We start from the raw sequence: 14,525 nt of genomic DNA on the forward strand, positions 1-14,525 counted from the left end.
CAATGAACGAAGCATCGGTGCGTGAACTGGCCTGCGAGGCACGGCTCAACCTGCGGCGTCTGCCGGACTACATGGACAGCATCTCCGACAGGCTGCGGAGCTTCGAGGCCGATGCTTCGCATCAGGGACAGCGCATCGATTTCCGCTTTGCCTTCGGCGGCGCCTCGTTCGACATGGAGCGGCTGGTGATGCGGGCCAATGCTGCCGACCGCGACGGGCTCGCCCGTATCAAGGACCTGCTCGCCACAGCCGTACAGGTCTACGCCAAGGAGGAAAACCCCGAGATCGTCTGGACCGGCGATCTCTCAGGCGAAACCAGCCTCGCCCAGTTCCGCGAGATGGTGGTGACCGATGTTCGCGACCTCACTCCGAATATGCGCCGCATTCGTCTGACCGGCGAGAACCTCTCGCGCTTCGCCAAGTTCGGCGGCATGCATATCCGCATGCTGTTTCCGACCAGGGACGTCCCCGATCCGCTGTGGCCGGTGCTGGGCGGCAATGGCTTACCGGTCTGGCCCACCGACGACCGGCGCCCAGTGGCGCGCGTCTACACCATCCGCGCGCTCGACGTGGAAAAGGGCATCATCGATGTCGACTTCCTGATCCATCCCGGCGAGAGCGTCGGCTCCGCCTGGGCCATGCAGGCCGCGCCCAGCATGAAGGTTGGCATCATGGGCCCGGTCGGCCGTCCGGTGCGGCAGGCAGAATGGTACGTCATGGGCGCCGACGAAACCGGCTTGCCGGCGCTGGCTCGGCTGCTGGAGACGCTACCGGCCGGGACAAAAGGCGTCGCCTTCGTCGAGATCGCCAATGATGGTGAAAGACAAGCGATCAACAATGGCACGGGCATCGAGGTTCATTGGCTGACACGGGATGGCGTGGCGGCGGGCGAGGACAGACTGCTGGCCGAGGCTGTCCGCTCGGTGGCGTGGCCGCAGGACGGTTCGGCCTTCGGCTGGTTCGCGGCGGAAGCCGCTGCCGCCAAGATCGTGCGCGAATGTTGGCGCGACACGCTGGGGCTTGGTCGCGATCAAACGCTGGCGGCGGCCTATTGGCGGCGTGGCTCTGCCGGATTGATGGCGGGGTGAACTCTGATGATCGGCCCGCGGTCTTTGCCGATGCCGATATCAATTTGATCACCGGAGACAAGGTTCGAAATATCGCACACCACCAGCGGCATGCGGATGTCATAAAGAAATTCGGCAACGATGGCACCGACCGCCAGGATCGGGTCCGGCCGCTCCAGAAGAATACCGGCCGGCGCCGTGCCCCTGCGGATCGCCTCGGCCAGGACCGAGGATGAAGACGACGAGCCGCGCCCGCTCGGCATGACCAAAATCCTGCCAGCGACATTTCGGCCGAGGCCGGGGTGCGAATGGTCTGTTATCTCGCCGGTCTCGGCATCGATACCGCCCCAGAAGCTGAGCGGTTGCGAAAACACCAGCGCCTGACCCTCAGCGTCACCGGCCAGCTGGAAAGTGCCGGTTCGTTCCACCGGTCGCGTCATGACGCGCTCCGCACAACATGCCCGGCCGCAGCAGAGCGGATGCAATCCCGCATCTCGGCGAAGGCGACGGACACACCGATATTGCCGGGTGCGTAGTGCGCCCATTTGCCGGAATTGGTCATCACCACGCCATCGAGGCGTTCCAGGATCGATGTGACATAGGTGCAGGTATCGGCGACCGGGATCAGGCCGAACGCCTCCATACCGGCCAGCGCGCCCTCCTCCTGCAATCGCGTCAGCGTCGCGCGGCCGGTGTTGACATAGATCGGAATGCGCCTACCCGGTGCTGCCTCGCGCAGCAACGGCAACAGTCGCATCCATTCCTCATGCGAAAAATGCGGCGTGCCGAGCGACACGGCCGCCAGCGGCGCGCCATCGGGCACGGTCGATAGCCTGGCCAGCGCATGATCGATGTCGGCGCGGCTGATGCGGATCGTCTCGTCAGGCGCATGACCCTGGAACGCCTCGTCGAGCGTCATCGCTTCCGGCGTGATGCCGACCGCATGGAACAGCGCCACAGCACCCGTCGTTGCCGCCGCCGCGCCCAACGCCTTCAGCTGGTCCTCGTCGCGCGGTTGCGGCAGGCCGGCAATCACCGGAATGCGGTCGCCGCTCGCCTGCCCGATGACAAGTCCGATGCCGACGAACAGGCTGTCGCTCGGCTCGGGGTCGGCAAAGGCCAGTTCGAACAAGATCCGGCCGCGCCGGTTCTCGCTCAGATGCAGACCCCAGGCCGGCGCGCGCCCGGTCATGGCGCAGCACAGATCGATGAAATCGCCATAGCGGTTGGTGCGCGCGCCAATCACCGAATTGGCAAAGACGATGGCGTTGGACTCACCCCAGGCGATCTGCTGCCCAAAGCTCGGCCGGAAGCGCGTCTGGTAGGGCGCGCAGGTGAATGTCGCCTGGCAGCCGAGCTCCATATGCGCCTTCATCAACCGTCGCGCCGGCACCTCTTCGGCCGCCGGCAATTTCACCATGCCGGGATGGATGAGATCGAACGACCCGACATTCAGCGTCGTCGGCACCTGCACGCGGCCGCCACCTTCGACCAGCCGCTCGACGAAATCGAGACCGGCCTTGCCATGGTAGAGACAACCATCGATATGCGCGCCGGCAATGTCGAGCAGACGACCTGCCCCGATCGCATTGGAAAAGGCGACCAGGATTTTCATGGCAGCAGCCGCTGACAGGCCATGCTCGCCGTCGAGCATGGATCGGTCGCGTGCAGTCAGTTCCAGGGTCATCGGTATGCTCCGGGTCGTGCCCGTCTATGCTGTCCCTGATTGCGGACGGTCTGGCAAGACCCGGTGAGGATCAGTTCGCCGCGATCAACACCGTGCTTTCAGGCGACCAGCGCAGCACGACATCCTGACCTTCTGCCAGCCGTTCCATGCCGGTATTCTGCACAATCACTTTCAACGTCTGACCAGCACGCTCGACGAAATAGGTGCTGTTGCTGCCGGCGAAGATGCGCTTGGAAACCTGTCCCTTGAGCATGTTGGCGTTGCCATCCGGTGCTCCGGCATCCCTGGCGATGCGGATGCGTTCGGGCCGCACGGCACAGCTCGCCTTGGCGCCGGCGGCAAGCTTGGCACCCACACCAGCGGCAATCGCCGTTCCGTCCGCCAGCCGGATGCCATCGCCCGTGCTGTCGCCGCGAAAAATGTTGGCGTCGCCGAGGAAGGTGGCGGCGAACTCGCTCTTCGGCCTGTTATAGATCTCCTCCGGCGGCCCCTCCTGCACCAGCCTGCCGTCGCGCAATATGCCGATGCGGTCGCTCATCGTCAGCGCTTCTTCCTGGTCGTGCGTGACGAAGATGGTGGTGATGCCGATCTCGCGCTGGATGCGCTTGAGCTCGATCTGCATATCGACGCGCAGCGCCTTGTCGAGCGCGCCGAGCGGCTCGTCGAGCAAAAGCACGCGCGGCTTGGTGACGATAGCGCGGGCGAGAGCCACACGCTGCCGCTGCCCGCCGGAGAGTTGGTGCGGCCGGCGGCCACCAAGCTTGCCGAGCTGCACCAGATCGAGCGCGCGCTGCACCTCCGTTGCAATCACCGCCTTGGCCTCGCCGCGCACCGACAGGCCGAAGGCGACATTGTCGGCGACGCTCATATTGGGAAACAGCGCATAGTTCTGGAACACCATGCCGATGCGCCGCTTTTCGACCGGCACCCGCTCGACGCTCTCGCCGCCGATGGTGATGCGGCCCGAATCGGGAAAATCGAAACCGGCAATCTGGCGCAGCAGCGTGGTCTTGCCGCTGCCCGACGGCCCCAGCAGCGCATAGAACCCGCCATCGGCGAAATCGATGGAGACATTGTCCAGCGCCTTGTGTGCGCCGAAACTGCGCGAGACATCAGATACCTGCACGCCGGCCATTATTTCTCTCCGCCGAATTTGAAGAACCGCGCCGTGAGCAGCATCAGCGCCATCGACACGACAATGATGATCGTCGAGACCGCATTGATCTCGGGCGTGAATCCTTTGCGGATCGCGGCGTAGATTTCCACCGGCAGCGTCGTCTGCCCAGGCGTCGCCAGGAAATAGGACACCACGAACTGGTCGAACGACACTGCAAACGCAAACAGCCCTCCGGCAATAACGCCTGGCATGATCCAAGGCAGCGTGACGCGCCTCGTTACCTGCCACTGGTTGGCGCCGAGCGAGCGTGCCGCCTCTTCCAGCTCCGGCGCGAAGGTCTGCAGCCGGGCCGAGACGACGACGATGACATAGGGCAGCGCCAGTGCGACATGGCCAAGCAGGATCGCATGCAGCCCGCGACCGATGCCGACGCCGAAAAAGAAGATCAGCATCGCCGTGCCGGTGATCAGCCACGGAATGGCGATCGGCGGAAACAACAGCGCCTGCAGGAATTTCTTGCCGCGAAACTCATAGCGATAGAGCGCCAGCGATGCCGCCGAGCCGAGCACGACACAGATGACGGTGGTGATGACGGCGATCTCGACGCTGTTCCAGGTGGCGGCGATCAGCTGGTCGTTCTGCCACAGCGAAGCGTACCATTCGGTCGTCCATTCGAACGGCAATTGGTAGAAGGGCGAGACGTTGAACGACATCAGCGCCATGATGATGATCGGCAGATAGAGGAGGGCGAGCAGCAGACCGATGTAGAAGCGGCCAAGCCATTCGAGGACGCGGGTCGTCGCCATCACGCGGCCCTCCGCAGCACCGGCGACGCCACCGCCAGGATGACCAGCACCACGGCCAGCAGGATGAAGGAAAGCGCGGCACCGAGCGGCCAGTTGAACACGGCGACGAACTGGTCCTCGATGACCGTGCCGTAGAAGGTGCCGGTGCGACCGCCGAGGATGCGCGGCTCCATGAACGAGCCGACGACGGGGACGAAGATCAGGGCCGCACCCGCGACCAATCCGGGCATCGACAGCGGGATGATCACCCGCTTCAGCACCTGTAGCCGTGAAGCGCCAAGCGAACGCCCGGCCTCAATCAGGGAGTCATCGATCGCCTGCAGCGTGAGATAGCAGGTCAGCACCATGTAAGGCACGTAGGAATGCACCAGCCCGATGATGACGGCTGGATAGGAATACATCAGGTCGATGTTGATCTTGAACGGCAGCACGGCGTTGAGCGCGGTGTCGAGAATGCCGCCCTCGCGCAAAACCATCGCCCAGGAAAAGATGCGCACCAGCCCGTTCGACCAGAACGGCAAGATGACGAGCAGGAAGATCGCCTCGCGGCTGCGCCCCTTCAGCACTTTGGCGAGCACGTAAGCGGCGGGATAGCCGATGACGACGCACCACAGCGTCACTTCGAGGCCAAGCCGCAGTGAGGCCAGCAGCAGTGTCAGATAGAGGCTTTGCGAGAAGAAGGTGGCATAGTTGCCAAGGGTGAATGTCCACGGCTTTCCCGACAGCGGCAGCTCGGTCATGAACGAGAAAAAGACCATGGCCGAGAGCGGCAGGAAGATCGCCACCGTCAGCCAGAGATAGGCTGGCGCCAGCAGCGGCAATGCCGATCTCAGCCCGCTTCGCGACGCTGTCGCAGCTGCCATGATACCCTCCCCCAGGATTGAAACGCCAGCCGGCGCGAACCGCCGGCTGGCCGGGATGTTGGCTCTATTTCACGTCGACCTTCAACTGCTGCCACAGCGCCAGATAGGCTTCGCGCTGGGCATCGGTGATCGGCGCCTGGAACTGGATGCGTTTGGCCACCTCGGGGTCGCCCATGACCTTGCGGTTGAAGGCATCCTCGGGCAGCGCTTCCACCGCCTTGGTGTTGGCGGAGACAGGAGCACCGACCTTGGTGACCCATTCGACGTAGAATTTCGGGTCGATCATGTAGTTGATGAAAGCCTCGGCGCCGGCGACGTTCTTGGCGCCGACCGGAATGGAAAACGCGTCGAGCCAGGCGACGGCACCCTCCTGCGGCACGACCAGAGAGACCGGCAATTTGAAATGCGTCTTGGCGCGATCGGCCGAGCCGCTCCAGTAGGTGCCGATGTCGATCTGGTTGGAGGCGACCATCTGGTTCCAGTCGTTCTCCGAACTCCAGAAGGTCTTGATCTGCGGCATCAACGAGGTGAGCTTCGCCTTGACCGCATCCATATCCTTGATGTCGTTGATGTTCTGGCCCGTTGCGATGGCGCCGAACTGCACCGCTTCGACGGCATCGTCGCGAATGACGACGCGGCCCTTATGGGCGGCATCCCACATCTCGGCGATGCTCGTCGGCGGCTTGTCGAAGGATTTGTCGTTAATGGCGAGCGCGGTGAGGCCCCACACCCACGGCACGCCATAGACCTTGCCGTCATGGACGAGCATCGGCGATCCCGCCTTGTCCTTGCTGATGTCGGCGTAGTTCGGCAATTTGGAGACGTCGATCGGCTGGATCAGTTTGCCGTCCATCGCCTGGTCGTTGAAGGCGGCATTGATCATGACCACGTCGTAGAGGCCGGGATTGGTCCGGATCTTGGTCAGCATTTCCTGTTCGGAATTGAAGAAGTCGTTGACGACCTTGTTGCCGGTCGCTTTTTCGAAAGCCTCCACCGCCCATGGTTCGTCGGCGCCGTATCCCTTCCAGTTGAGCACATGCACTTCGTCAGCCTTGGCAGCGAACGCGAGTGCGGAGGTAAAGACGGCGGTCGCCGTCAGCAGAGCAGTCAAGTCAGGCATGCGCATGGTTGGTTCCTCTCTGTGGGTTTGCCCGGTTCCCGGGCTTGTCAGGCTTTCCAGCTGTTATGCATTGGCCTTCTGTGTCCGGCCTGCTCCCGACGGGTCGGCGGCATGGCTCAGGAATGTCTGGATTTGGTGGTCGGTCGGCGCCGACGAGCCGCCATGGCGGGTGACCGATATGGCCGCTGCCGCATTGGCATAGCGCGCTGCCTCGAAGGGCGGGATGCCGTGCGCCAGCGCGCTGACGAAAGCACCGATATGGGTGTCGCCGGCGCCATTGGTGTCGATGGCGGTGACTTTGAAGCCGGCAACGGTCTGCGCCGTGCCGTCGGCCAACCTGATATGGCAACCCTTTGCCCCGGAGCGGATGACCACGCCCGCTGCTTTCGGGCAGTGGTCGCCCAGCAGCCGTACCGCGAGGCCCTCGACATCGCCTGGGCCGGCAATCTCGGCGGCTTCCGTCGTGTTGCAGCTCAGCCATGTGGTGCGGGCAAGCACCCGCGACAGGATGGGACGCGGAATGTCCGTGATGACCGGCGTCGGGTCGAAGACGAAGGGAATACCTGCCGGCAGCGCCTCGATCCAATCAGTGAGCGCATCGCGACTCTTAGGGTAGCTCAGCGTGTAGCCGGAGGTGAACACCCAGTCTCCCGGCGCCACCGCGACCGGCGCCATCATGTCGAGGCTGAGAACGCTCTCCGCACCAGGCCACGACACGAAGGTGCGTTCGGCGTCGCTCGAGATCATGGCGACGCAGTTGCCGCTGTCCATCACGGGCGATGGCGGCGTCAGTGTCTCGATACCCTCGGCTATGAAAGCAGCGCGCAGGAAATCGCCATTGGGCCCGCTGCCGAGTTGGCCGCCGAACACCACCTGCCTGCCGGTGCGGCTGGCCGCCACCATCATGTTGAAGCCACCGCCGGCGACCTGGGCAAAGCTCGATGCCGTCTTTTCCATGCCGGGCGCCGGCAGGGCGTCGATGCGGTAGACATAGTCGACCACGGCACTGCCGACATGGACGAGACGGCCGCTCATTCCGCCGCGTCCTTGCCGGAACCGATTTTCGCCATCCTTGCTGCCACGAGATCGGCGGCGAGCGCGCGAACCTCCGACATGTCGAGGCCGACAAGCCGGGCGATATGCTGTTGCGGCAATCGGGAAAAACCGCTGCAGGCGCCGGCCATGCCGGCAGCGATGGCGCCGATCGTATCGGTGTCGCCGCCGAGATTGGCGCTGATGACGGCTGCTTGCCATGGGTCGCCACGCGCGACTTCCAGCACGGCGAAGGCCGCCGGAACGGATTCCTGGCTGGCGACGCCGGTGCCAACCAGATCGGTGATCAGCCGGATCGCATCCCTGATCGCCTTGCCGTGTACGATGTCTTGCGCCCAGACGATGCGCGCGGCGATGTCGCCGCCGGTCACCCAATGTCCGAGTGTCGCCCCTCGCCTCGCCGCCGCGACCGCGCTGGCGGAAGCGTCGCGCCAGCCACCGCCGGCGACGCCGCGGCTGACGGCTGCCGCAACGGCAGCGGCGGAGGCGATGGCAATCGAGGTGTTGTGCGTGGCCCGGCAGGTCTCAGCCACCTTGCCGACGAATCCTTCCAACGGTTCGAGCGGCATCATGATGCCGACCGGCGCGATACGCATCGCCGCACCATTGGTGTCGCCGCTGCGCCCCGCTTCCTCAGCCGGCATACCATTGTTGATGGCGTCGATGGCGCGTTTGGTCGATGGCCCCAAAAGGTCATAGCTGCCACGCGCCTTAACCTCGCGTTCCCAGTCGAGCAGCGCATTGACCCAGCGCGCGTGGTCGAAACGGTCGCCGGATTCGACCAGGATGCGGCCGAGCAGCAACGCCTGCTCGGTATCGTCGGTGATGGTGCCGGCGGCCAATCCCTTCGACACCGGATGATCCGGGAAAGGCTCGATGAAATCCTCAACATGGCCGTAGAGTTCGGCAATGCGAACCGGCGACAAAAGCTGCGTCGGCATGCCGAGCGCATCGCCCAGCGCTCCGCCGACAAGCGCCCCCATGGCGCGGTCAATAGCCTTGCTGGTCGCATCCGACATCGCTCAGAACCTCATATGCAGCGCAAAATGCGCCGGATTGAGCAGGCTGGTGACGTACTCGATCGGCCGGTCGTCGGCGGCGCGCGTCAGCCGGCGGCCACGCAGGAAAGGCGTGCCTTGCGGGCAGCCGAGGATGGCCGCATCCTCGGCATTGAGCATCTCGATCTCGACCCATTCCTCGCCATGGTCGGGAATGAGGCCGGCGACGCGCAGCGTCTGGTGCAGCGAGCCCTCGCGCAATCCGCGCAACGGTACGTCCTCGAGCTCGGAGGACAATGGCAACCGGCTGCGCTCGATGGAGATCGCATGGCCGTCGCTGGCGTTGGTGCGCACCCGGTCGACGGCGATGAAGAACGGGCTTTCGATGCCAAGCAGCGCAGCCAGATCGGGGTCTTCGATGACCTCCAGCCGCAGCGTCCGCGTCTCGGCATTGGCGCCGGCATCGGCCAGCGCGCGCGACCAGCCGATCGAGTCGTCGACCGGCTTGCCGTCGAAGGTGACGAACGAGCCGATACCAACCTTGGTCGTGATCAGCCCGCGGCTGGACAGTTCCTCGAGGCCTTTGCGGACCGTATTGCGGCTAACGGAGAAGCGCTGGACGAGTTCGTTCTCGCTTTGAAGGCGGTCGCCGAAACCGAGGACGCCGGAACGGATCTCATGTTCGAGGACGGTGGCGATCTGCTCGGGCTTGCCCGTGCCGGGAGACAGTTGAACCGCGCGCCGCTTCATAAGGGTACCTGTTCAATGAACCTGTATAATCCTGTTCAATACCGAGGCCCGGATGCTATGTCAACAGATGCCGAAGACTGACCAACAGGCAGCGAAATGTGCGGGATAACCGTGCAGGGCGTGCCGAGAGGCAGGTCAATAGCCCTGAAAAGCCGGTCGGCGATCGCCAAAAAGGGGCATACATCAAGGGGATGGAGCCAGATCCTGATTCAATTTCACCAGGGACAGGCTACGGGATCGACACCTCACGCGGTTCGACGAGGATGTCCGCCTCGATAGCGGCGTTGATGAACGCCGCTCTTGCCGCCGAGACTTCTTTCTTTCCCTCGAGCACGGCCAGACAGGCCTTGCGGGCAACCATATGCTTTTGCCCGGTCGCAACCGGCCAGCGGTTCAGCAGGATGTCGGCAGCCTGAGCGACCCGCTCCACGTTGAAGATCGAGTTTCGCGATCGGCCGAGCGCAATCCTGACCGGCTCATCGAAACGCTGATCTTGCACGATGCCACTCCCCAAAGTCGGCATTCATCGATTCGCGGCCTTCAACCCCGAGCAATGTGATAGGTTCTGCGCCAAAGGTGCAAGATGTCCGATTCCAGTGGCCAGAAAAATCCCAGGCTGATCGTCGTGGTCGCGTTCGATCGCGGTGAGGATGGCGAGTTGTTCCCAGCCTTTGGACCCGCCGACCAGCAGAGCGAGGATCGCGCCATACGCACCGCCAGGGCTCTGACGGCAAAGCATTCCGGCGTCATCGCCTGGAGCCGTGAGGCCGATCCGACGCTGGGCGAATATGGTCCGCCGAACACGCTCTTCGTCAGCGGTGACGTGCCTGACATGGAGTAGTCGACTGGCGCCAGCATCTGAACGCCTCGCCCATAGGGTTTGATGCGAGCCGGTTTTGCCTCGCCAGCAAGCAAAAGCCCGCTACGGTGAACCGGAGCGGGCCTTGGAGGAGGACAAGGGGTGGGACCCTCTCCTCTTGTTTCCACGGGGGGGTGTGGACCGCAATGACCATACGAAAGTTTTGCAGAGTGCAGGATCACAAGCCGGCTTGCCTGCATCACAATCCGGTGCACGCCGACATTGGGGCGCTCACGAGATTGCGATCAGTTGGCGATAACCCGGCTAGATGCACCCGAGTACGACAAGCACGATGACGATGAGCAGCACGAGCCCAAGGCCGCCGCCGCCATAGGAGCCGGCGCCGTAGGATTGAACCTCGCAGCTGCGATGTTCAAAAGACGAGCGCTCCAAAGGCCTACCGTTCCGCGATTGTGGCGGGCATCGCGCGGAAGAAGTCACGCCAGCAACAGAAACGGCCATCCTGGTGACGGCAACCAGAATTTAATTCCGGCACGCCTGTGGACCGCAGAAAGCCCACCAGCGTGGCGGGCTTTCCGATCGGCCGGAGATGGCGAGAAGCCGATTGCAGAAGCAATTACGCGAGGTAGTGAGTTTCAGCTTCACAGAGAGAGAATACTGAAATTGAAGTGTGGTATATATATCTCAAAATTTCTGAAATAAACGCCAGTAAAAGTCGCAATATTAGCTTGCACAAACAATGCGCAGGTCTATTGACGATCGAACGTTGCCAGTGTGGTTGCAGACCGAACGATTCTGCGCGCCGGGGCGCCTGTCAAACGACGCCGTAGAACAGCCTGTAGTGGACGCGCTTCATATAGTCCCGATACTCCGGCGTGACGGCCAGCAGCGCCTCTTCACGCAGGATGCGGTGCACCTGGAAGAAGGTGATCACCGCGTAGACGGCTAGATTGTAGAAGGAAAAGGCCGACAGCAGGAACAAGAGATGGCCGGCAAGATAGCCGGCATAGATCGGATGCCGCACCAGACGGTAGGCACCGCCTGTCATCACGCCGCGATTGCCCGGCAGAATGGCGAAAGAACGCCCCAGCGATATCTTTCCCCAGATTACGAACCCCAACGCCAGGGCCTGCAGCGGCGCCGCAACATGGACCGGGATGATGGCCACGCCCGGCTCCAGGTCGATGAAACCGACACCGAAGCTGGCGATCACGGAGACAACCACCGTGAGCGGGTTCCAGTCGCGAACCTTCGGCCGACGCGACAGAAGCAGCCAGGTAAAGGTCAGGATCTCGGAAATTGCCACCAGCGCCACATTGATGCGCGTCGGGTCGAGCATCAGGTGATACACGCCGCGGTAGACGAACATGCCCGCGAAGGCCAGCGCGCAGATCCGAAAGAAACCTTCCCGCAAATCCACCAGGATCTCACGCTTTCGGGCTGCGGACAGAATCCTGCCGTCACTGACGTGCGAAAGCGCCTCGCTTTTTGATATGAGCAATGCAGACACCCCAATGATCCCTCAGGGCGACCTTTGCACGCAACCATTGCCGGGCAGTTAATCAACAAGATCAGATCGGTATTAAACTGGCTGTCGGGGAGCCAGGGCGCCACTTCCAGACGACCTGCTCCACGCGGTCGCCAAGAAAGACTGGCGACCCATGTCATTTGGTTTTGCCAGACTAGCTCAGATAGTCGTTGCGGAAATAGCTCCCGAAATCCGGACGTCGAGCAACCAGCTTGCCGTCGGAATCGCGCAAAATGCCGGAGGCGAAGAGATAGTCGCCAATCGCTTCCATCTTGGCCGGATCCATCGTCCCGATGGCCCCGCTTTGGCTGCGTAGATAATGGCCGTCGATCAATGCCTTCAGCGAGGCGTGGATCAGCGCCGGATTGGTCAAGGCATCCTTGTTTGCAGCGATCAGCAGGGTTGCCGCATCGTCGGGGTGGTCGACAGCGAACTGGTAGCCGCGTCGCGTCGCCTGAACGAAGTCGGCCGCAGGCTTGGGATTGGCCTGGAGATAGGCTTCGCTCGAAGAGATCAGCGTCGTGTGCTCATCAGGCACGCCATAATCGGCATAGACGAAGCTGCGCTGCTTGACGCCCCTGAGTTCGGCTTCGACACCCTCCCAGGTCGAGACTTCGAGCGTGAAATCGACCGACCCATTGGCCAGCGCCTCATAGGCTGAGGTGCCGAGCGTCACCGTCTCGAAATTGCCCTTGCCGCCGTCGTGGCGAATGATGGTCGATATCAGCGCGTTTTCCCAGGCACTGCCGAAGCCGCCATAGATCAAGCCGTCGAGGCTTCTTGGGCTTTTGATCTCGTTGCGTGCCGCATTGAAGACCACGCGGCCTGTTTCGGATTGCACCACCGCATAGACGCCCTTCAGATCCGCCCCGGCGGTTCTCTGGGTGAACAGGCTGATGGTGCCGTTGATGCCGAAATCGGCGACGCGGTTTGCGACCAGCGTGCCCGCACCGGTATCGCTGTAGGGCAGGATGTCGACCTCGAGCCCGGCTTCGCGATAAAACCCTTTGTCGCGGGCGACGAACAGTCCGATGTGGTTGGTATTGACCGTCCAGTCGAGGGCGACGGTGACCTTTTGTGCCGCCGATTGTGCTCGAGCCCGACCCGTCCCGGCAATCAAGGGAAGGCCGGTGGCAAGGGTCAGCAACAAGGCCTGCCGGCGCGTCAAGTCAGTCATGATCGTGTCCTTTGGATGGATTGGGGTTGAGGATGATGTCGAGGATTTCGGCCTCGAGCGCGCTTGCCTGGCGCGCGGCATCGCCGCCAAGGCTGCGCGGGCGCGGCAACGGCACCCTGATTTCACGCACGATGCGGGCCGGGCGCGCCGACAGCACATAGATGCGGTCGGACAGGAACACGGCTTCGCGCACGTCATGGGTGATCAAGAGCGCCGTCCAGCGATGATGCCGCCACATCTGTTCGAGCCAGCGCTGCATGGCGGTGCGGGTCAGCGCATCGAGCGCGCCGAACGGCTCGTCGAGCAGGAGCATGTCGCGCTCCTGCACCACGGTGCGCAGCAAGGCCGCGCGCTGGCGCATGCCGCCGGACAGCTGCGCGGGAAAATGCCGCTCGAAGCCGGCAAGCCCGAATTCGGCAAACAACGGCGCAACGCGCGCCCGCGCCGCCTGTCTCCTCATACCTTGCACTTCGAGCCCGAGCGTCGTGTTGTCGAGGATGCGCCGCCATGGCATCAGCGCGTCGCGCTGCGGCATGAAGGCGAAGTGCCTGCCGTGGTCGTCGAGCCGCGCGCCGTCGAACAACATCTCGCCCTCGCCATGCTCGGCGCCGGTCAGAAGCTGGAACAGCGTCGACTTGCCGGCACCCGAGGGTCCAAGGATCGAGACGAACTCACCAGCGCCGACGCTGAGCGAAATATCGGCCAGCACGTCGAGCCCACCGAACGCCTTGTGCACATGCCGCAGTTCGAGCCGGCTCATCGCCAGGCCCCCTTCCCGGCAGTTTCCCTGTCGGCTCGCTCCCAGGGCATGGCAAGGCGCTGCAGCAACACGGTCAACCCGAACAGGACAAGGGTCAGCGCCGCGCTGACACCGACGGCGGCAAGAACCAGATCAGGACGGAAATTGTTTTTGGCGTTGAGCATGTAGATGCCCAGACCCTTCGCGGCACCGGCATATTCAGCGAAGATGGCGCCGACCACCGCATAGGTGATGGAGATCCTCAACCCGGCAAAGAAGTAAGGCAGCGCCGAAGGCAGCCGCGCCAGCAGGAAGATGCGCCAGCGCCCTGCCCCCATGGCGCGCAGCATTTGCCCGATCTCGGCCTCGGTCGCCTCATAGCCTTCGACCAATGCAACCAGCATCGGAAAAAAGGTGACCAGCGCCACCAGCATGATCTTGGGCGCCAGCCCGAAGCCGAACCACAGCACCACCAGCGGCGCGACCGCCACCAGCGGCAAGGTCTGGCTGACGATGAAGACGGGAAACAACGCACGCCGCAGCGGCTGGAAGAAGTCGACCAGCATCGACAGCACGAAGGCGGCGCTGAGCGAACAGGCAAAGCCAAGAAGCGTGGCACGGATGGTCGGAACGGCATTGTCGGCCAGCGCCTCGCGATTGAGCATCGCTTGCTCGAAGACGCGTGACGGCGCCGGCAGTATCGTGGCCCTGATGCCGGAATAGGTGGCATAAAGCTCCCACGCCAGCAGGAGCAAACCGGCCGAGATCATGGCCGGCATTGCCTTGACGAGAAAGCTCGC

At 63.2% G+C, this 14,525-nt stretch carries 17 protein-coding genes; 2 read left to right on the forward strand and 15 right to left on the reverse strand.

Annotation, left to right across the window (positions count from 1 at the left end; genetic code table 11):
- Positions 1-2: 2 nt before the first annotated feature.
- Positions 3-1,088, forward strand: a complete 1,086-nt coding sequence (locus EOC83_RS18010) for a siderophore-interacting protein (RefSeq protein ID WP_063168547.1) — start codon at positions 3-5, stop codon at positions 1,086-1,088.
- Here EOC83_RS18010 and EOC83_RS18015 read toward each other — a convergent pair.
- The 10 genes from EOC83_RS18015 to EOC83_RS18060 all read right to left on the reverse strand — a co-directional run bounded on the left by EOC83_RS18015 (position 1,049) and on the right by EOC83_RS18060 (position 9,960).
- Complete coding sequence (locus EOC83_RS18015; protein WP_013530810.1) at positions 1,049-1,507, reverse strand: DUF126 domain-containing protein; 459 nt, start codon at positions 1,505-1,507, stop codon at positions 1,049-1,051. The two genes, EOC83_RS18010 and EOC83_RS18015, sit on opposite strands and share 40 nt — an antisense overlap.
- Positions 1,504-2,754 (reverse strand): aconitase X, encoded by a 1,251-nt coding sequence (locus EOC83_RS18020; protein ID WP_063168548.1) that lies wholly within the window; start codon positions 2,752-2,754, stop codon positions 1,504-1,506. The genes EOC83_RS18015 and EOC83_RS18020 overlap by 4 nt, the downstream gene beginning before the upstream one ends.
- Before the next feature lie 70 nt (positions 2,755-2,824).
- Positions 2,825-3,889: an ABC transporter ATP-binding protein gene (locus EOC83_RS18025; protein ID WP_063168549.1), complete on the reverse strand. Its 1,065-nt coding sequence runs from the start codon at positions 3,887-3,889 to the stop codon at positions 2,825-2,827.
- Positions 3,889-4,677 (reverse strand): ABC transporter permease, encoded by a 789-nt coding sequence (locus EOC83_RS18030; RefSeq protein ID WP_063168550.1) that lies wholly within the window; start codon positions 4,675-4,677, stop codon positions 3,889-3,891. Before EOC83_RS18030 ends, EOC83_RS18025 begins: the two co-directional genes overlap by 1 nt.
- Positions 4,677-5,540, reverse strand: a complete 864-nt coding sequence (locus tag EOC83_RS18035; protein ID WP_013530806.1) for an ABC transporter permease — start codon at positions 5,538-5,540, stop codon at positions 4,677-4,679. Before EOC83_RS18035 ends, EOC83_RS18030 begins: the two co-directional genes overlap by 1 nt.
- A gap of 64 nt (positions 5,541-5,604) precedes the next feature.
- Positions 5,605-6,666 (reverse strand): ABC transporter substrate-binding protein, encoded by a 1,062-nt coding sequence (locus tag EOC83_RS18040; protein ID WP_013530805.1) that lies wholly within the window; start codon positions 6,664-6,666, stop codon positions 5,605-5,607.
- Positions 6,667-6,723: 57 nt separating this feature from the next.
- On the reverse strand, positions 6,724-7,695 hold the full coding sequence (locus EOC83_RS18045; protein WP_063168551.1) for a PfkB family carbohydrate kinase: 972 nt from the start codon (positions 7,693-7,695) through the stop codon (positions 6,724-6,726).
- Positions 7,692-8,732, reverse strand: a complete 1,041-nt coding sequence (locus tag EOC83_RS18050) for an ADP-ribosylglycohydrolase family protein (RefSeq protein ID WP_063168552.1) — start codon at positions 8,730-8,732, stop codon at positions 7,692-7,694. The genes EOC83_RS18045 and EOC83_RS18050 overlap by 4 nt, the downstream gene beginning before the upstream one ends.
- 3 nt (positions 8,733-8,735) lie before the next feature.
- Positions 8,736-9,461: a GntR family transcriptional regulator gene (locus tag EOC83_RS18055; RefSeq protein ID WP_013530802.1), complete on the reverse strand. Its 726-nt coding sequence runs from the start codon at positions 9,459-9,461 to the stop codon at positions 8,736-8,738.
- Positions 9,462-9,690: 229 nt separating this feature from the next.
- A complete protein-coding gene (locus EOC83_RS18060) occupies positions 9,691-9,960 on the reverse strand; it encodes a DUF982 domain-containing protein (protein ID WP_013530801.1) in 270 nt (89 codons plus the stop codon).
- An 84-nt stretch (positions 9,961-10,044) separates the two neighbouring features.
- Between EOC83_RS18060 and EOC83_RS18065 the strand changes: the two genes are divergently transcribed.
- On the forward strand, positions 10,045-10,302 hold the full coding sequence (locus EOC83_RS18065) for a hypothetical protein (RefSeq protein WP_013530800.1): 258 nt from the start codon (positions 10,045-10,047) through the stop codon (positions 10,300-10,302).
- 282 nt (positions 10,303-10,584) lie between these two features.
- On the opposite strand, the gene EOC83_RS18070 is transcribed toward EOC83_RS18065, so the two are convergent.
- The 5 genes from EOC83_RS18070 to EOC83_RS18090 form a co-directional block, all read right to left on the reverse strand.
- Positions 10,585-10,782: a DUF3309 family protein gene (locus EOC83_RS18070; RefSeq protein ID WP_082826496.1), complete on the reverse strand. Its 198-nt coding sequence runs from the start codon at positions 10,780-10,782 to the stop codon at positions 10,585-10,587.
- A gap of 313 nt (positions 10,783-11,095) precedes the next feature.
- Positions 11,096-11,791, reverse strand: a complete 696-nt coding sequence (locus tag EOC83_RS18075; RefSeq protein WP_024501580.1) for an isoprenylcysteine carboxylmethyltransferase family protein — start codon at positions 11,789-11,791, stop codon at positions 11,096-11,098.
- A gap of 172 nt (positions 11,792-11,963) precedes the next feature.
- Positions 11,964-12,986 carry an ABC transporter substrate-binding protein gene (locus tag EOC83_RS18080; RefSeq protein WP_063168553.1) on the reverse strand — a complete coding sequence of 341 codons (1,023 nt, stop codon included), beginning with the start codon at positions 12,984-12,986 and terminating at the stop codon, positions 11,964-11,966.
- Complete coding sequence (locus tag EOC83_RS18085; protein ID WP_063168554.1) at positions 12,979-13,746, reverse strand: ABC transporter ATP-binding protein; 768 nt, start codon at positions 13,744-13,746, stop codon at positions 12,979-12,981. Before EOC83_RS18085 ends, EOC83_RS18080 begins: the two co-directional genes overlap by 8 nt.
- Entirely contained in the window at positions 13,743-14,504 is a 762-nt protein-coding gene (locus EOC83_RS18090) for an ABC transporter permease (RefSeq protein WP_244514357.1), read from the reverse strand. Before EOC83_RS18090 ends, EOC83_RS18085 begins: the two co-directional genes overlap by 4 nt.
- Between the last annotated feature and the right edge of the window lie 21 nt (positions 14,505-14,525).

Origin of the sequence: Mesorhizobium sp. Primo-A, from assembly GCF_003997175.1 — a bacterium.
Lineage (GTDB): Bacteria > Pseudomonadota > Alphaproteobacteria > Rhizobiales > Rhizobiaceae > Mesorhizobium > Mesorhizobium ciceri.